At 67.7% G+C, this 17,757-nt stretch carries 15 protein-coding genes; 11 read left to right on the top strand and 4 right to left on the bottom strand.

Annotated elements, in window-relative coordinates; translation table 11 throughout:
• Positions 1-39: 39 nt before the first annotated feature.
• Positions 40-1,341, top strand: a complete 1,302-nt coding sequence (locus JOD62_RS02195) for a GNAT family N-acetyltransferase (protein ID WP_204937700.1) — start codon at positions 40-42, stop codon at positions 1,339-1,341.
• Positions 1,342-1,426: 85 nt separating this feature from the next.
• Here JOD62_RS02195 and JOD62_RS02190 read toward each other — a convergent pair whose 3' ends face one another.
• The gene (locus JOD62_RS02190) at positions 1,427-5,086 is read right to left on the bottom strand and encodes a multifunctional oxoglutarate decarboxylase/oxoglutarate dehydrogenase thiamine pyrophosphate-binding subunit/dihydrolipoyllysine-residue succinyltransferase subunit (RefSeq protein ID WP_204937699.1); all 3,660 of its coding nucleotides are present in this window, start codon (positions 5,084-5,086) and stop codon (positions 1,427-1,429) included.
• 290 nt (positions 5,087-5,376) lie between these two features.
• Between JOD62_RS02190 and JOD62_RS02185 the strand changes: the two genes are divergently transcribed.
• Both JOD62_RS02185 and JOD62_RS02180 read left to right on the top strand, forming a co-directional pair.
• The gene (locus JOD62_RS02185; RefSeq protein WP_204937698.1) at positions 5,377-6,696 is read left to right on the top strand and encodes a hemolysin family protein; all 1,320 of its coding nucleotides are present in this window, start codon (positions 5,377-5,379) and stop codon (positions 6,694-6,696) included.
• Positions 6,693-7,751 carry a hemolysin family protein gene (locus JOD62_RS02180; RefSeq protein WP_204937697.1) on the top strand — a complete coding sequence of 353 codons (1,059 nt, stop codon included), beginning with the start codon at positions 6,693-6,695 and terminating at the stop codon, positions 7,749-7,751. Before JOD62_RS02185 ends, JOD62_RS02180 begins: the two co-directional genes overlap by 4 nt.
• Positions 7,752-7,813: 62 nt before the next feature.
• Here JOD62_RS02180 and JOD62_RS02175 read toward each other — a convergent pair whose 3' ends face one another.
• Positions 7,814-8,881 carry an NADH:flavin oxidoreductase/NADH oxidase gene (locus JOD62_RS02175; protein ID WP_204937696.1) on the bottom strand — a complete coding sequence of 356 codons (1,068 nt, stop codon included), beginning with the start codon at positions 8,879-8,881 and terminating at the stop codon, positions 7,814-7,816.
• 73 nt (positions 8,882-8,954) lie between these two features.
• Between JOD62_RS02175 and JOD62_RS02170 the strand changes: the two genes are divergently transcribed.
• From JOD62_RS02170 to bioB, 8 genes are all read left to right on the top strand, one after another.
• The gene (locus JOD62_RS02170) at positions 8,955-9,776 is read left to right on the top strand and encodes an NAD(P)H-hydrate dehydratase (protein ID WP_204937695.1); all 822 of its coding nucleotides are present in this window, start codon (positions 8,955-8,957) and stop codon (positions 9,774-9,776) included.
• Complete coding sequence (locus JOD62_RS02165; RefSeq protein WP_204937694.1) at positions 9,773-11,014, top strand: glycosyltransferase 87 family protein; 1,242 nt, start codon at positions 9,773-9,775, stop codon at positions 11,012-11,014. Before JOD62_RS02170 ends, JOD62_RS02165 begins: the two co-directional genes overlap by 4 nt.
• A gap of 32 nt (positions 11,015-11,046) precedes the next feature.
• The gene (locus tag JOD62_RS02160) at positions 11,047-11,292 is read left to right on the top strand and encodes a hypothetical protein (RefSeq protein WP_204937693.1); all 246 of its coding nucleotides are present in this window, start codon (positions 11,047-11,049) and stop codon (positions 11,290-11,292) included.
• Positions 11,289-12,269, top strand: a complete 981-nt coding sequence (locus JOD62_RS02155) for an SRPBCC family protein (protein ID WP_204937692.1) — start codon at positions 11,289-11,291, stop codon at positions 12,267-12,269. The genes JOD62_RS02160 and JOD62_RS02155 overlap by 4 nt, the downstream gene beginning before the upstream one ends.
• A 66-nt stretch (positions 12,270-12,335) precedes the next feature.
• Positions 12,336-12,650 carry a thiamine-binding protein gene (locus JOD62_RS02150; protein ID WP_204937691.1) on the top strand — a complete coding sequence of 105 codons (315 nt, stop codon included), beginning with the start codon at positions 12,336-12,338 and terminating at the stop codon, positions 12,648-12,650.
• 17 nt (positions 12,651-12,667) lie between these two features.
• Entirely contained in the window at positions 12,668-13,345 is a 678-nt protein-coding gene (locus tag JOD62_RS02145) for an NUDIX hydrolase (protein ID WP_271171591.1), read from the top strand.
• A gap of 53 nt (positions 13,346-13,398) precedes the next feature.
• On the top strand, positions 13,399-13,992 hold the full coding sequence (locus JOD62_RS02140; protein ID WP_204937690.1) for a biotin transporter BioY: 594 nt from the start codon (positions 13,399-13,401) through the stop codon (positions 13,990-13,992).
• Positions 13,989-15,044 (top strand): biotin synthase BioB, encoded by a 1,056-nt coding sequence (bioB, locus tag JOD62_RS02135; protein ID WP_204937689.1) that lies wholly within the window; start codon positions 13,989-13,991, stop codon positions 15,042-15,044. Before JOD62_RS02140 ends, bioB begins: the two co-directional genes overlap by 4 nt.
• A gap of 6 nt (positions 15,045-15,050) precedes the next feature.
• Here bioB and metX read toward each other — a convergent pair whose 3' ends face one another.
• The gene (gene metX / locus JOD62_RS02130; protein ID WP_204937688.1) at positions 15,051-16,259 is read right to left on the bottom strand and encodes a homoserine O-acetyltransferase MetX; all 1,209 of its coding nucleotides are present in this window, start codon (positions 16,257-16,259) and stop codon (positions 15,051-15,053) included.
• A gap of 139 nt (positions 16,260-16,398) precedes the next feature.
• Positions 16,399-17,721 carry a bifunctional o-acetylhomoserine/o-acetylserine sulfhydrylase gene (locus JOD62_RS02125; RefSeq protein ID WP_204937687.1) on the bottom strand — a complete coding sequence of 441 codons (1,323 nt, stop codon included), beginning with the start codon at positions 17,719-17,721 and terminating at the stop codon, positions 16,399-16,401.
• Positions 17,722-17,757: the final 36 nt, after the last annotated feature.

Genomic DNA, 17,757 nt, shown 5'->3' with positions numbered 1-17,757 from the left:
ACGCCCCCGCGCCGGATCGCGGCGTCGTAGTCTGAATGCATGAGCTCGCTCGACGCACGTGAGATCCCCGTTGACCCTGTTTCTGCGCAGCGCCTGGAGGCCATCGGGCTGGCGTACCGCCTGATCGACACCGAGGACTCGACGGCCGCGGACGCATTTCTTCGTGCCGAGACGAGGGGATTCCTCGATCCGGAGCCGAACGACGAACTGCTCGAGTTCGAGCGCGCGACGATCTCGGCACGTCGCAACACCGGGGTGTTCCCCGCGGGTGCCGGACGCACGGACCTCCCCGTCGCGACCGTGAACTCCTGGGTGACACCGCTCACGGTCCCGGGTGGAGAGATCGACATGTGGGCGATCAGTGCCGTGACGGTCTCGGGTACGCACCGGCGCATGGGGATCGCCCGCGCCATGCTCGAGGGCGAGTTGCGCGCGGCGGCCGCCGCGGGCGTGCCGGTCGCCGGGCTCACTGCCTCAGAGGCGACCCTCTACGAGCGCTACGGGTTCGCGGTTGCTGTCCCGGTCATGCGCGTGCGTGTGAAGACCCGTCGCGCCGGATGGGGCGGCTCGGCGACGGCGGGGCGCATCGAGTACCTCGAGCGCCCGCGCTTGGCCTCCGATCTGGGGGCGATACACGAGCGTGCGCGTCTGCAGCGCGGCGGGCAGATCGCGGGCTGGCCAGCGCGCTGGGAGCGTATGGCGGGGCTCGCGCCGAACGACACCAAAGCATCGTCGGTGCGTGGCGTCCGCTACATCGACGAAGACGGCACGACGCGCGGCGTCCTGGCCTACACTCTGGCCGAGGCAGGGCAGAGCGAGGGCATCGAGCTGTCGGTGCGGCATCTCACCGCAGAGACACCAGATGCACTTCGTGCGCTCTGGCGCTTCGCGGTGCAGCACGACCTTGTGACGATCGTGACCGCTGAACTGCGGCCCGTCGACGACCCGCTGCCCTTGCTGGTCGCCGACCAGCGCGGTGTGGAGCAGACCGTGCACGACCACGGATGGCTGCGCATTCTCGATGTGCCTGCCGTGCTCTCGGCGCGCACCTTCGCCACCGACGTGGATGTCGTCGTGACGGTCACGGATCCGCTGGATCTGGCTGCGGGAACATGGCGGCTGAAGGCCGTCGCGGGCGAGCGCGCCAGCGTGGAGGCTGCGCCGGAGGCGGCCGCCGACATCACCCTCGGCATCGCCGAGCTCTCTGCCGCCATTCTCGGAGGTGTGGCGCTGACGCGGCTCGCCGACGCCGGACGCGTGCACGGGGACGCATCGCATATCGACGCACTCAGCGGCGCATTGCGTGCGGAGCGGATGCCTCATCTCGCAATCTGGTTCTGAGCCCGCGCAGCGAACCGAATCCGCCGGAGACAGAGAAGGAGGGGACCGGATGCATCCGGTCCCCTCCTTCGTCGTATCTGTCTGATTAGCCCAGCGTCAGCGCACGGCGGAGCAGGTCGGCCTGCTCGACCGCGTGCACCTTCGACGAACCCGTCGACGGCGACGCCGAGGCGGCCCGGGCGATCGGACGCACCGTGCGCGGTCCTTCGACCGTCTGGAACTCCAGCGCCAGGAACGGCCACGCGCCCTGGTTCTCCGGCTCTTCCTGAACCCAGAAGATCTCTGCGTTCGGGTAGGTGTCGGCGATCGCCTTGAGCTCAGCCAGCGGCGTCGGGTACAGCTGCTCGACGCGCACGAGGGCGATCTCGGGGTTGGGGTTCTTCTCGAGTTCAGCGCGCAGATCCCAGTGGACCTTGCCCGAGTGGAAGAGGACCCGCTTCACCGCCGAGCGGTCAAGGTTGCGGTCGTCGTCGATCACCAGCTCGAAGCGGCCCTGCGTGAACTCCTCCACCGCGCTCGTCGCACCGCGCAGGCGCAGCATCGCCTTCGGTGTGAACACGATGAGCGGCTTGCGCGGACGGGCATACGCCTGACGGCGCAGCAGGTGGAAGTACGACGCCGGCGTGGACGGGCGCGCGACCGTCATGTTGTCCTGTGCGCACAGCTGCAGGAAACGCTCGATCCGTGCGGAGGAGTGGTCCGGTCCCTGGCCCTCGTAGCCGTGCGGCAGCAGAAGCACGACGCTGGACTGCTGGCCCCACTTCTGCTCGGCAGAGGAGATGTACTCGTCGACGACCGACTGAGCGCCATTGACGAAGTCGCCGAACTGCGCCTCCCAGAGCACAAGCGCCTCAGGAGCCTCGACCGAGTAACCGTACTCGAAGCCCATGGTCGCGTACTCGCTGAGCAGTGCGTCGTAGATCCAGAACCGGCCCTGCTTCTCGGAGAGGTTCGCGAGAGGCAGCCACTCCTGGCCGTTCGCGCGGTCATGGAGGACGGCGTGGCGCTGCACGAACGTGCCGCGACGAGCGTCCTGACCCGACATGCGCACGGGCGTGCCCTCGACGAGGAGCGAACCGAAGGCGAGAAGCTCGCCGAAGCCCCAGTCGATGTTGCCGTTGCGGCTCATGTCGTAGCGCTTGTCGAGCTGCTGCTGCAGCTTGCTGTGCACGGTGAAGCCCTCGGGCTTGTTCGCGTGCGCGTCACCGATGAGGTGCACGACCTCGAGCGAGACGCCCGTGGTCTCGGGAACGCCCACCTGCTCGACAGCGGCCGCGCCGTTGACGACCGGGGTAGTGCCGGTCTCGGCGGCGTGCGTCTCCGCGAACGCGATCTCCAGGCGGTTCTGGAAGTCGGCCTTCGCCTCTTCGTACTCTTCTTCCGTGATGTCGCCACGGCCGACGAGCGCCTCGGTGTACAGGCGGCGCACGGAGCGCTTCGCCTGAATGAGGTCGGTCATGAGCGGCTGCGTCATCGACGGGTCGTCGCCCTCGTTGTGACCGCGGCGGCGGTAGCAGACGAGGTCGATCACGACGTCTGCGTGGAAGCGCTCGCGGTACTCGAAAGCGAGCTGCGCGACGTGGATGACGGCTTCGGGGTCGTCGCCGTTCACGTGGAAGATCGGCGCCTGGATGGTCTTCGCGACGTCGGTCGCGTACACCGAGGTGCGCGCATCGGTGGGCGTCGTGGTGAAGCCGACCTGGTTGTTGACGACGACGTGCACGGTGCCGCCGGTGCGGAAAGCGCGCAGCTGCGACATCTGGAGAGTCTCGACGACGACACCCTGTCCGGCGAACGCGGCGTCGCCGTGGACGAGGATCGGCAGCCACGTGAACGATCCGATCGGCTTGCGATCCTGCTTCGCGCGGGTGATGCCCTCGAGCACGCCATCGACGGTCTCCAGGTGCGAGGGGTTGGCGGCGAGGTACACGGGAAGCTCGGTCTTGTCGTCGGACACGAAGGTGCCCTCGGTGCCGAGGTGGTACTTCACGTCGCCCGAACCGCGCTGGTTGCCCGGTGCGGTCGTGCCCTCGAACTCGCGGAACACCTGACCGTAGGTCTTGCCTGCGATGTTGGTCAGCACGTTGAGTCGGCCGCGGTGCGCCATGCCGATCGTGGCACCGTCGAGACCGGCGGATGCGGCACCCTGCAGGATCTCGTCCAGCAGCGGGATGAGGGACTCGCCGCCCTCGAGCGAGAAGCGCTTCTGTCCGACGAACTTCGTCTGCAGGAAGGTCTCGAACGCCTCGGCCTCGTTGAGCTTGCGCAGCACACGGAGCTGGTCGTCGTGGCCCGGCTTCTGGTACTTGACCTCGACCTTCTCCTGGAACCAGCGACGCTGCTCCGGGTCCTGGATGTGCATGTACTCGATGCCGACCGTGCGGCAGTAGGAGTCGCGCAGCACACCGAGGATGTCGCGGAGCTTCATGACGCGCTTGCCGCCGAAGCCGTTCGTGACGAACTCGCGGTCGAGGTCCCAGAAGGTCAGGCCGTGCGACTCGATCTCGAGATCGGGGTGCGAGCGCTGCACGTACTCCAGCGGGTCGATGTCGGCCATGAGGTGACCGCGCACGCGGAAGGAGTTGATGAGCTCCTGCACGCGCGTGGTCTTGTCGACGCGCTCGGCGACGTCGACGGCGATGTCGTTGGCCCAGCGGATCGGAGCGTAGGGGATGCGCAGCGCCGCGAAGATGTCTTCGTAGAAGTCGCGCTGGCCGATCAGACGCTCGTGCACCTTCTTGAGGAACTCCCCGGAGCCGGCGCCCTGGATCACGCGGTGATCGTAGGTGCTGGTGAGCGTGATGGTCTTGCCGATGCCGAGGTCGTTCAGCGTCTTGTCGCTGGATCCCTGGAACTCGGCCGGGTACTCGAGCGCGCCGGCGCCGACGATGCAGCCCTGGCCGTTCATGAGGCGGGGCACGGAGTGCACGGTGCCGATGCCGCCCGGGTTCGTGAGCGAGATCGTCGTGCCCTGGAAGTCGCCGGCGGCCAGCTTGTTGTTGCGGGCGCGCGTGACCAGGTCTTCGTAGGCGGCGAGGTAGTCGGTGAAGGTCATCGACTCGGCGCGCTTGATGCTCGGAACCATGAGGGCACGGGTGCCGTCGGGCTTCGGGATGTCGATCGCGATGCCGAGGTTGACGTGCGCGGGGGCGACGACGGAGGGCTTGCCGTCGACCTCGGCGTAGAACACGTTCTGGCTCGGGAACTCCTTGAGTGACTGGATGATCGCCCAGCCGATCAAGTGCGTGAAGCTGATCTTGCCGCCGCGCGTGCGCGCCATGTGGTTGTTGATGACGATGCGGTTGTCGATCATCAGCTTCGCCGGGATCGTGCGCACGCTGGTCGCGGTGGGGACCGTGAGCGACTGGTCCATGTTCGCGGCGAGGGTCTTGTTCATTCCGCGCAGCGGCGTGACCGTGTCATCGTCGGTCTGCGCGTCGGCCTGTTCGGCCTTCGGCGGCTTGGGTGCCTGCGCCGGCACGGGGGCGGGCGCTGCGGGCTTCGCGGTGGTGCGCGCGACAGGCTGGGTGCCGATCACGGGGATGGGGGCGGTCACCGGGTGGGTGATGGGAGCCGCAGGGGAGCCGCTGGTCTGCGACGCGTAGCTCTCGAGGATCGGCCACCACTCTTTGTCGACGGCGTTCCGGTCCACCTTGAACTGCTCGTAGAGCTCCTCTACGAGCCAAGAATTGGCTCCGAATTCTCCGTCACCAGAAGTTCCGACGCCTGACGCCTGGCTCGACACGCTCGATCGCCCTCTTTCATCTTGGCTTCATCGTTGAAGATGTCTGCGGATCTGTCTCGGGCGGTTCCCGAGATCTGTCACGCTCGGCCTTCAAGCCTACTGGGTATCCGTGGCGTCTGAGGCCGGGAGAACGCACGAATCGGGTGGGAAGGGCCTGTGTAATTATTGGTCTCGCGCGAGACCAGAAGATGCTCATGGGATCTGGGTAGAATCGTCGTCACTATGGACGACCCTCCCTCTTGTAATACATCGCCCCACTGCCCGGCCTCCTCTTCGGAGGGGATGCACTGATGGACTACATCATGTTGGGCGTGGGGCTTCTGCTCACGGTCGGTACCGGCCTCTTCGTCGCCAGCGAATTCGCGCTGGTGAACCTGGACCGGGCCGACCTAGAAGCGCGACAGGCTCGGGGTGAGACGCGGCTTGCGATGACGATCGCCGCATTGAAGATCACCTCCACGCACCTGTCCTCTGCGCAACTCGGAATCACGCTGACGACGCTGCTCACCGGTTACACGATGGAGCCGGCGCTCTCGAATCTCCTGCGCCCGGTGCTGACGGACTGGGGGATCGCGGAAGCCGCGGTGTCTCCGATCGCGGTCGTGGTGTCGATGACGACCGCGACTGTGCTGTCGATGATTCTCGGTGAACTCGTGCCGAAGAACTTCGCGCTCGCCCTGCCGCTGGCGACAGCCAAGCTTGTGATCCCGTTCCAGACGCTCTTCACGACTGTCTTCAAGCCGGCGATCCTGGGATTGAACGGCAGCGCGAACGCCGTGATCCGCTCGATGGGCATCGAGCCCAAGGAAGAGCTCTCGGGTGCGCGCACGGCGGAGGAGCTCTCCTCTCTCGTGCGTCGCTCTGCGATCGCCGGAATGCTCGAAGCCGATACCGCGACCCTGCTTGACCGCAGCCTCACGTTCTCTCGCCTGACCGCAGGCGACGTGATGACCGCTCGGCCGAGCATGCACGCTGTGTCCGCGGGCGATTCCGCCGACGATGTGATTCAGCTCGCGATGCGCACTGGTCACAGTCGCTTTCCGGTCTATGACGATTCGCTCGACGACATCACGGGCGTGGTGCACCTGAAGGCCGCTGTCTCCGTGCCACGGGAACGCCGGGCAGATGTTCCGGCCGCCGCGCTGGCAACCGAGCCGCTGCGCGTTCCGGAGACGGTGCACCTCGACGCGCTTCTCGCCGAGATTCGCAGCCGCGGCTACCAGATGGCGATCGTCATCGACGAGTACGGGGGCACTGCGGGTGTGGTGACTCTGGAAGACCTCGTGGAAGAGATCGTCGGCGAGGTTCTCGACGAGCATGACCGCAGTCGTGCGGGCATTGTGCGCTCGCAGGATTCGCTGAGCTTCCCCGCGGAGCTGCGTCCGGATGAGCTACTTAGCCGCACGGGCGTCGTGGTCCCTGAAGGAGATGTCTACGACACCGTGGGTGGCTATGTCATGAGCGTCCTCGAACGTGTGCCCGTGACCGGTGACGTGGTGGAGACGCCCGGCGGAACCCTCACGGTCGTGCATATGGACGGCCGTCGCATCCAGCGCCTGAGGTTCACGCCCTCGCCGGTCGCGGACGGCGAAGAGGAGGTGTCCCGATGAACGATTGGGCAGGCCTTCTCTGGCTCTTCGTGCTGCTCGCGGCGAACGCCTTCTTCGTCGCCGCGGAGTTCGCGGTGATCTCAGCGCGGCGCTCGCAGATCGAGCCGCGCGCCGAGCGCGGATCGCGTGCGGCGAAGACCGCGCTGTTCGCGATGGAACACGCCACGCTCATGCTGGCGACCTCGCAGCTGGGCATCACGGTGTGCTCGCTGCTGATTCTGAACGTGTCGGAGCCGGCGATCCACCACCTCCTGGCCGTGCCGCTGTACGCGACGGGGCTTCCCTCCGGAGCCGTAGATGTGATCGCCTTCGCGATCGCACTCATCATCGTCTCGTTCCTGCACGTCGTGTTCGGCGAGATGGTGCCGAAGAACCTCGCGTTCTCGCTGCCCGACCGCGCTGTGCTGCTGCTCGCGCCGCCACTGGTCTGGGTCTCGCGGGTCTTCCACCCGATCATCTGGGCGCTCAACTCGATCGCGAACGGCGTGCTGCGCCTGTTCCGCGTCGAGCCGAAGAACGAGGTCGCCTCGGCTTTCACTCTTGGGGAGGTCGCGACGATCGTGACGCAGTCCCAGCGTGAAGGCGTGTTGGACGACTCCGCAGGGACCGTGAGTGCCGTCGTGGAGTTCACGGTCAAGAAGGCGCGCGACATCGCGGTGCCGCTCGCTGACCTCGTCACGCTGCCGGAAGGCGCGACGCCGGGTGACATCGAGCGTGCGGTCGCAAAGCACGGCTTCTCGCGCTATGTGCTCGTCGAAGACGGCGAGCCGACCGGCTATGTCCACCTCAAGGATGTGCTGCGCGCGATGGATCCGTCGAACGACGCGACCACCTCGACGCAGCCCATTCCGGCCAAGCGCATCCACCACATGGTGCCGGTGCAGGAGGACACGGATCTCGAGGACGCCCTCGCGCTCATGCGCCGCAAGGGACGCCACCTTGCGCGCGTGCGCAACAGCGAAGGTCGCACGACCGCCGTGCTGTTCCTTGAGGACATCATCGAGGAGCTCGTCGGAGAGGTGCAGGACGCGACGCGTCGCGGCCACGGACGCTGATCCGAGAGCAACGGAGAAGGCGCCCGCCCGGATCATCCGGGTGGGCGCCTTCGTGTCGGCGGTCAGCGCCAGCGTGCGCGCAGGTACTGATCGGGCCAGGTGACCTCTGCGCCGAGCTCATGCGCGGCGCGCAGCGCGAAATGCGGATCGCGGAGCCACTCGCGGCCGAGGAAGACAGCATCCGCATCTCCGTTGACGAGAACCTGCTCGGCGTGCGCGGCGCTCGTGATGAGACCCACGGCGGAGACGGGCGTGCGTCCTTGACGGCGCACCTGACGGGCGAGGGGGACCTGGTAGCCCGGCCCGAGGGTGATCTGCTGGTGGGCGACGAGTCCGCCGCTGGAGACGTCGATGAAGTCGGCGCCGTGAGCGAGTGTCCATGCCGCGACGAGCGTGGCCTCGTCGGGAGTGAAGCCGCCCTCGGCGTGATCGGTTGCCGAGATGCGGACGAGGATCGGCACGTCTTCACCGGCCTCGGCGCGGACCGCATCGAGAACCTCCAGCAGCAGCCGTGCGCGATTCTCGAGCGATCCGCCGTATTCGTCGGTGCGCCGGTTGCTGAGCGGCGAGAGGAACTGATGCAGCAGGTACCCGTGCGCACCGTGCAGCTCCAGAACATCGAATCCGGCGTCGAGCGCGCGGCGGGCTGCGGCGCGGAATGCTGCGACCACGCCTGCGATCCCTGCCGTATCCAGCGCGGCAGGTTCTGCAAAGCCCTCGAACGCCACGGCGGACGGCGCGACGGTCGTCCATCCTCCCTCCGACACCGGGACGGACCCGTGCTGGGACGCGAACGGCCACCACGTTGACGCCTTGCGCCCGGCGTGCGCGAGCTGCACGCCGATCTTCGCGCCGCGGGCGTGGACCTCGGCCACGATGGGTGCCCAGGCGTCGCGTTGGGTGTCGTTCCACAGCCCGGTGTCACGAGGCGAGATGCGGCCCTCCGGAGTCACCGCGGTCGCCTCGGCGACGATGAGTCCCGCGCCGCCGGATGCGAACTGCGTGAGGTGCGTGAGGTGCCAGATCTGCGGCACCCCGTCGACGGCGCTGTACATGCACATCGGTGAGACCCAGGCGCGATTGGGAAAGGTCACGGCACGAAGGGTCAAGGGGGTGAAGAGCGCGCTCATGCTTCGACCGTAATGGTGGGTGGTGAGCAGGTGGGCATCGTGCGTCACGGGCTGTCACGACTACCGTGGGGGAATGGTTACTGCGCACGTCTGGTCTGCAGCCGATACGGCACGATTCGTGCGGGCTCCGCTCGCCGAGGACGACAAGTACTCGCGCGGTGTCGTAGGGCTGCGCACGGGTTCTGCGCGCTATCCGGGAGCGGCGATTCTCGGCGTGGAGGGCGCGTGGCGCGCCGGAGCGGGACTCGTGCGATACGTCGGGGATTCCCTGCCGTCGGCGCTGGTTCTGGCACGCCGGCCCGAGACCGTGCTCGTCGAGGGGCGCGTGGGTGCCTGGGTGATCGGGTCGGGGACGGATGCGGCCGCACGAACACCGCACGAGGAGCAGGAGCTGCGTGCGCTGCTGCAGGAGTCGAGCCCGGTGGTCGTGGACGCCGGCGCCCTGGACCTCGCGATCGGTGCCGCGTCTCCGGTGGTGGTCACGCCGCACGCGGGGGAGTTCGCGAGACTGGGTACGCTCCTGGGGCTCTCCGATGAAGAGGATTCCTGGCGTCGCGCGGCAGCGGCCGCACGTGAGCTCGATGCCACCGTGCTGCTCAAAGGGGCAGAGACCGTGATCGCGGATCCTGCCGGGGGTGTCCGTGTCGTGCAGAGCCCGACCTCGTGGCTGGCGGTCGCCGGTACGGGGGACGTGCTCGCGGGCATGATCGGCACCCTGATCGCGGCGAACCCGGAGGCTCCGCTTGCGGATGCCGCAGCGGCGGCTGCTTGGCTGCACGGTCATGCCGCGGCCTTCGCTGCGGGGGTGGAGGACGCCGCTCCCGGGCATCCGATCGTCGCGCTCGATGTCGCCGAGGCGCTGCCGTCGATCATCGCGCGGATGCTGCGCGCATGAGTCGCACGCGGTCGGTGTCGCCGGTCGTCCCGATCTTCCTCGCCGCCTTCCTGCTGGTCCACGTGCTCGTGGCGTGGATGGGTTGGGTGTATCCGAGCCAGCCCATGGGCGATGTGGTGCTCGTCTACGACCCCTGGTCGCGCGATGCGCTCGCCGGGGGCGCGATCGTAGGTGTTGATGTCTCGTGGGTCTATCCGCAGCTTGCTCTGCTGCCGATGCTCGCCGCGCAGGGGATCGCCTCCGTCATTGCACCGCTCACGGGGGCCGCCTCCTCGTACCTGGTCGCCTGGATCGTGCAGGTCACAATCCTCGATCTCATCGCCTTCGCCCTTCTGCTCGGGCGCGGGCGTGCGCGATCCCGCCTGTGGGCGGCTGCTTTCTGGGTCGTCGCGCTGCTCGCACTCGGCCCGATCGCGCTGTATCGCATCGACGCGGTGACCGTTCCGCTGGGGGTGCTCGGTGCGCTCTGGCTGGTCGGGCGTCCGCGCGTGGCGGCAGTGCTGCTCACGGTCGGCGCCTGGATCAAGATCTGGCCCGGCGTGCTGATCGCTGCGGGAGTGGTGCTGCTGCGACAGCGACTCACCCTCCTGATCGCGGGTGCTGGTGTCAGCGTGCTGGTCGCGCTCGCCGTCGTGTTCGCCGGCGGCGGTGCGCACCTGCTCGGGTTCCTCACAGAGCAGGGCGACCGCGGACTGCAGGTCGAGGCCGTTGCGGCGACGCCGTTCCTCTGGATGGCTGCGGCGGGGTCGGCGGTCATCGCCTATGACTTCGACATCCTCACCTTCCAGGTGTCCGCACGCGGTGTCGACCAGGTCGCGTCCCTTCTGACGCCCCTTCTCGTGCTCGGGGTTGTCGGCCTGCTCGCGCTCGCCGTGTGGCGGGTTCGAGGCGGAGCATCCGCGCTGCGGCTGCTGCCACCGCTGGTTCTGGCGTTGGCGACGGCGCTGATCGTGTGCAACAAGGTGGGTTCTCCGCAGTTTCAGACGTGGCTGCTCGCTCCTGTGGTGCTCTGGATCGTGTGGGACCGGCGCCGGGCGCTCGCTCCCGCGATTCTTGTTCTGGTGCTCTGCGCGCTGACGTGCGTGGTCTATCCGCTCACTTACGACAGCCTGCTGCGCGCGGAATGGGGGCCGATTCTGGTGCTCTCGGCGCGCAACGTGCTGTTGGTCGTATTGCTCGTCGTGAGCGTGCGGCGGATGGTGCAGGAGCGATCTCCCCTCCTTAGCAACCAAGGTTGACACAACTCGTTTAAGCAACGTAGGTTGACAGCATGGATTCGCCGCAGATCACCGCCGTCGCCGCCGACACGAGCGACCCTCGCGCAGGGCTTCGCGCCGTCGCCTCCCTGCGCACACTCGCCGATGTCCTCGAACTGCGCCAGGTCGAAGCGGCGCTGCGCGCAGGGATGAGCTGGCAACACATCGCGGATGCGCTCGGCGTGACGCGACAAGCGGTGCACAAGAAGTACGCGAAGCGCATCGACCAGAACATCGACATTCCCCGGAGGAACGCATGAGCAAGCCTGCCCGTATGGTCGCGACCAGCCATCAGCTCTCCCTCGCCGCGATGGAAGAGGCATCTCGCACCGGCGAGCGCACCGCCGACCTGGAACATCTGCTGATGGCGCTGAGTCTCAGCGAGCAGCCTGCGGGGCAGGTGCTGCGCGGGCTCGGGGTCTCGCTGACAGCGTTGCGCGAGGCCGTGGCGCACCAGCGCGACGCTGAGCTCGGCCTGCTGGGCGTCGAGATCATGAATGCGGCGCAGCAGCGCATCGTGTTCCACGAGACCGGTGGCTATGAGTGGAGCGATCGCGCGATGCGTGTCCTTGACAAGGTCAGTGTGGGCGATGGCGGACCCTCGGCGGTGCTCCTCGCGCTCCTGGAAGAGCCCAGCGGTCGCGTGGAACAGGTCCTCGCGCGACTCGGTGTGACCCCGGAGCAGGTGGGGGATCGTCTCGCGGATGCCGCGGGCGTGGTTCCGGATCAGGCGCGGTTCACTCGCACGGATCGTGCGATCACGCGCACATCGCAGGCATTCATCCCCGCCCCTGTGGCGGAGGTGTGGACCCTCGTCGCTGATCCCGCGCGCCTTCCGGAATGGGACCTCAATGTCGCCGAGGTCGAACCCGCCGAGGGCGGACCCTGGGTTGCACGCACGAGGACACGAACGCCCGACGGAAAAGAGGTCCGCCTCGGCCAGGGGCTTGAGTACCAGCGCGTCGAACTGCTGGCGCAGAAGGACAGCTCCCGGGTGGAGTGGCGGTTTCGCTACCCGGAGCGCCCCGATCTCAACACCCGTCTGGTGGCGCTCGCACTCGAACCCGCCGCAGGTGGCACCCAGCTGAAGATCTCCTTTGCGTGGGAGCTGACCGGACAGCGCCCGCGTCGCCCTCTTCGCATGGTGACCGGATGGATCATGCGCCCGGCAATGCGCTTCGCGCTCTGGATGCAGGCCGCGCAGGTGGCTTCCTCGATCAGCAGGGTCTTCCGTTGAGCCTGGATCGCGGAGAGCGGTGGTTAGAGTCGTAGCATCCGCCTCCGCCGTCTGAAAGGCCACATCATGCTCGTCGCATTCTCTGTCGCTCCCTCCGGCACGGGCCGTGAAGACGGCTCCGTGCATGACGCGGTTGCCGCTGCTGTCCGGGTCGTCCGCGACTCGGGTCTGCCCCACCGGACGACCAGCATGTTCACCGAGATCGAGGGGGAGTGGGATGCGGTCATGGATGTCGTCAAGCGCGCTACCGAGGAGGTCGGGCGTTTCGGCTCGCGCGTCTCGCTGGTCCTGAAGGCGGATATCCGTCCGGGCTATACAGGAGAGCTCGACGGCAAGATCGAACGCCTGGAGCGCGCGATCGACGAGGCCGTGGGCGACTGAGCGCGGAGCGTCTCGTCGTGGATGCAGAAGTCGAGCTGCCGATCGCCGGCACGGCGGTCATCCTGCGGGACTCCGCGCGCGGCCCGGAGGTGCTCATGCTGCGCCGTCCGGACCGCGGCTCGTTCGCGAGCGGATGGGTGTTCCCCGGCGGGAAGGTCGAGCCGGGTGACCGGGTGGAGGCCGGAGGCGCCCTTCACGGAGAGCGGGAGTCGGCGCGCAGGGCGGCCGTGCGGGAGACGCAGGAGGAAGTCGGACTTGACCTGAGTGAGTGCGTCGCGCTGTCGCGGTGGCATCCGCCTGTCCACGTGCCCGTGCGGATCCGCACCTGGTTCTTCGTCGCGCCGGATCCGGGTGGCGAGCTGATGCCTGCGGCTGACGAGGTTGTCGAGGCACAGTGGATGACGCCGGAGGAGGCGCTGGCTCGGCATGCTGCAGGCGATATCGTGCTCTTCCCGCCGACGTGGGTGACGCTCGAGTCCCTGGTGGGGAGGGGGAGTGTCGCTGACGTGCTCGCACAGGCCCGGTTGCGCGAGGAGCACGCGACCCTGTTCACGACGCAGCTGCTCGACGCACCCGAGGGGCAGACCTTCCTCTGGGAGGGTGACGAGGAGCATGCGTCGGATGGTCTGCCGGGGGGAAGGCATCGTCTGGAGACGGGGATGCTGCCCTGGCGGTTCACGCGCACGGAGCCCTGATCCGGTAGGCTCCTGAACATCGTTCACGTGAACGGTGTTCAGGAAGGTGTGTCATGACCGCTGTCTCTCTCGAATCCCCTCGGCACTATCTCGCGGATGCCTGGGGCGGTGCCTGGGCGCGGGATGTCGCGCTCGTCCTCGCGGGCACGGCGCTCATCACGCTGTCGGCGTTCGCGATCGTGCCCCTGCCATTCACACCGGTGCCCATCACTCTCGCCACCCTCGGAGTCATGGCGACGGGTGCTGCGCTCGGTCCCGCACGGGGCGCAGCCAGCGCGCTCCTCTACCTCGCGATCGGGGCGCTGGGGGCCCCTGTGTTCGCGGGCGGTGCCAGCGGCGTCCTGCTGCCCACGTTCGGATACATCGTCGGGTACGTGGTGGCGGCGTTCATCGTCGGCCAGCTCGCACGTCGCCGGGCAGACCGCCGTGTGCTGACGACTCTCGCTCTCGGCGCGATCGGAACGCTCTCGCTCTACCTGTGCGGGGTGCCGTGGCTTGCGTTCTCGCTGCAGATCGACCTCGGTCAGGCCGTCCTGCTCGGCGTTGTCCCGTTCCTCATCGGTGACGCGCTCAAGGTGCTCGCGCTCAGCGGGATGCTCCCTGCCGCCTGGCGTCTCGTGGCACGCGTCGAAGGCCGGCGCCGGTGAGCCGCTTCGATGCGCTCGCCGCGGATGTTCTCAAGGGCGGTGAACTCAGCGCCGCCGATGCGCGGATGATCCTGGACTGTCCGGATGACGAGCTTCTCGCGCTCGTCGCCGCGGGCAGCAGAATCCGCCGCGCGCACTTCGGGGATCGCGTCACGCTCAACTACCTTGTCAACCTGAAGTCGGGGCTGTGCCCGGAGAACTGTCACTACTGCTCGCAGGCGCTCGGCTCGCAGGCGCAGATCCTGAAGTACTCCTGGTTGGATCCCGCAGAAGCCGTGGCGCAGGCCGAAGCAGGTATTCGCGGAGGGGCATCACGTGTGTGTCTCGTCGCCAGCGGGCGCGGACCGATGAACCGCGACGTCGATCGGGTCGTCGCCACGGCGACCGCGATCAAAGCCGCGCAGCCGTCGGTCGAGGTCTGCGCCTGCCTGGGGCTGCTGAAAGAAGGACAGGCGGAGAAGCTCGCGGATGCCGGCGTCGACGCCTACAACCACAACATCAACACGGCGGAGTCGTTCCACGACGAGATCGTGCAGACCCACACCTACGGCGACCGTGTCGACACGATCACCCGTGCCGCCGCTGCAGGGCTCTCACCCTGCAGCGGTCTCATCGTGGGCATGGGGGAGTCGAACGAGCAGATCATCGAGGCGATCTTCGCGCTGCGCACGCTTGACGCCGACTCGATCCCGATCAACTTCCTCGTCCCTTTCGACGGCACGCCCATGGAGGGCAGGTGGGACCTCACGCCCGCGCATTGCCTGCGCATCGTGGCGCTCGCGCGCTTCGCCTGCCCGACAGCCGCGGTGCGACTCGCGGGAGGGCGAGAGCTGCATCTGCGGACGCTCCAGGGGCTCGCGCTTCACCTGGCGAACTCGATCTTCCTGGGCGACTATCTGACCGCAGAGGGTCAGGCGGCGGCATCCGATCTCGAGCTCATTCGCGACAACGGATTCGTCATCGCCGACCAGGCAGACACGACAGAAGGTGCCCGCGGACGTGCGGTGGCGCGCCAGCGCGGAGCGGGAACGACTCTGCCGGCGAACGCCTGATCCGGATCAGCTGTCGAGCAGGCGGCGCAGGTGGGTGCTGACCTCGTCGGTCTCGATGAGGAAACCGTCGTGGCCGAAGTCGCTGTTGAGAACGACAGCCTGGTTGCCGTCGAGGGTGTGCGGGATGCCTCGGGCGATACGGTGCTGCCCGTCGACGGGGAACAGCCGGTCGCTGTCGATGCCGAGAACGAGCGTCTTCGCGGTGACCCGCCGCAGAGCGTCCTCGACGCCGCCGCGGTCGCGGCCGACATCGTGGGAGTTCATGGCCTCGACGAGCGTGAGGTAGCTGTTCGCATCGAAACGGCGCGTGAACTTGTTGCCGTGGAAGTCGAGGTAGGACTCGACGGCGAAGCGTCCGCCATGTCCGAGCGGCGACACCTCCGACTGCCACGAGCGCTGGAACCGCTGGTTGAGTTCGATCGGGCTGCGGTAGTTCAGCAGAGCCATGCGCCGCGCCAGTGCGAGACCGCGGTGCGGGCCCTCGCCGATCGGCGCATCGTAGTACTCGCCGCCGGCGAAGCGCGGGTCCATCCGCACGGTCTCCAGCTGCACGAAGTTCAGGGCGAGCTGGTCGGCGGTCGTGACCGGGGGAGACGACAGGATCGCGAGGCGCTCGACCCGCTCGGGGACCGTCACCGCCCACTCCAGGGCGTGCATGCCGCCCATGGAACCGCCGATCACCGCGGCCCACCGGTCGATGCCGAGCTGGTCGGCGAGCATGATCTGCGCGGAGACCTGGTCGCGCACGGTCAGATAGGGGAAGCGCGACGCCCACTCGTAGCCGTCGGGGGCGATGCTTGCAGGACCCGTCGACCCCTGGCATCCGCCGAGGATGTTCGGCGCGATCACGAACCAGCGATCCGTGTCGATCGCACCATCGGGCGCGACGATGTCGCCCCACCATCCGCTCGTCGGGTGCCCGGGTCCGGCTTCACCGACAACATGGCTGTCTCCCGTGAGCGCGTGCAGGATTAGCACCGCGTTGTCGCGGGCCTCGTTGAGCGTCCCCCAGGTCTCGTAGGCCAGGCGGATAGCGGGCAGCTGCTCGCCTCCCTCCGTGCGGAAGGCGCCGAGGGAGGCGAACTGACGTTCGCCGTCGGGATCGCCGTCACGCCACGCGCCGGTTGCCGGCGGGCGCGCACGGAGGAGCCGAGCATCCGCCTCGGTCACCGGCGCCGAGGGCACCGTGTCTTCAGAGGTCGACTGCCAATCCATATGCCCATTCTCTCCCGGATCCGCAGAGCCCTTTGGACCGTTACGGACGAATGCGCTCTACAACGAACGATGTCGGGGAGCGCAGACGGCGGATGCCTCGGAGAACGTGTCTCCGAGGCATCCGCCCTTCACTGTGGACTCAGGCGCGAGCCGCCTCCGACACGCGACGTGCTGCGGCGAGTGCCTGCTCGAGGTCGGCCTTGAGGTCTTCGATGTTCTCGAGTCCGACCGACAGGCGCACCAGGCCCGGGGTGACGCCCGTGGTCAGCTGCTGCTCCGGCGTCAGCTGCGAGTGCGTCGTGGACGCCGGGTGGATGACGAGCGAGCGCACGTCGCCGATGTTGGCGAGGTGGCTGAACAGCGACAGGCTGTTCACGAACTCGCGACCCGCCTCGACACCGCCCTTGAGCTCGAACGACAGGACCGCGCCGACGCCCTTCGGGGAGTAGGTGTTCGCGGCCGCGTACCAGGGGGAGGACGGCAGACCCGAGTAGTTCACCGAGGCGATGTCATCGTGGTTGTCGAGCCACTCCGCGATCTCCTGCGCGTTCTGCACGTGACGCTCGATGCGCAGCGACAGCGTCTCGATGCCCTGGATGAGGTTCCAGGCGCTCTGCGGCGAGATCGCCGAGCCGAGGTCACGCAGCAGCTGCACGCGCGCCTTGATGATGTAGGCCAGGCCGTCGCCCACTGCCGTCGTGTACGAGGCGCCGTGGTACGAGGGGTCGGGCTCGGTCAGGCCCGGGAACTTCTCGACGTTCTGCGACCAGGCGAAGGATCCGCCGTCGATGATCGCGCCACCGATCGTGGTGCCGTGGCCGCCGAGGAACTTGGTGACCGAGTGCACGACGATGTCTGCGCCGTGCTCGAACGGACGGATCAGGAACGGCGTCGCGATCGTGTTGTCGACGATGAGCGGCACGCCACCCTCGTGGGCGATGTCGGCGACCGTGCGGATGTCGAGCACGTTGATCTTCGGGTTGCCGATCGTCTCAGCGAAGAACAGCTTGGTGTTCGGGCGCACCGCGGCGCGCCACTCTTCTGCGTCGTCCTGGTTCTCGACGAACGTGACCTCGATGCCGAGCTTCGCGAGCGTGTACTTGAAGAGGTTGTAGGTGCCACCGTAGATCGACGACGAAGAGACGATGTGGTCGCCGGCCTGCGCGATGTTGAGCACCGCGAAGGTGGCTGCGGCCTGGCCGCTGGCGAGGACGAGGGCGCCGGTGCCGCCTTCGAGGGCGGCGAGGCGCTGCTCCAGCACATCCTGGGTCGGGTTCTGGATGCGCGTGTAGATGTTGCCGAACTCCGCCAGCGCGAAGAGGTTGGCGGCGTGGTCGGCGTTGTCGAAGACGTAGGACGTGGTCTGGTAGATCGGCGTCGCGCGGGCCTTGGTGACCGGGTCGGGCGCAGCGCCCGAGTGGATCTGCTTGGTTTCGAAGCGCCAGTTCTCTGCGGACATCATGTTCTCCTTGGGTAGGTGCGGATGATCCGCAGGGGG

This window comes from Microbacterium keratanolyticum (genome assembly GCF_016907255.1).
In the GTDB taxonomy this organism is placed as follows: domain Bacteria; phylum Actinomycetota; class Actinomycetes; order Actinomycetales; family Microbacteriaceae; genus Microbacterium; species Microbacterium keratanolyticum.
This window is presented reverse-complemented; position numbering and strand designations above follow the sequence as displayed.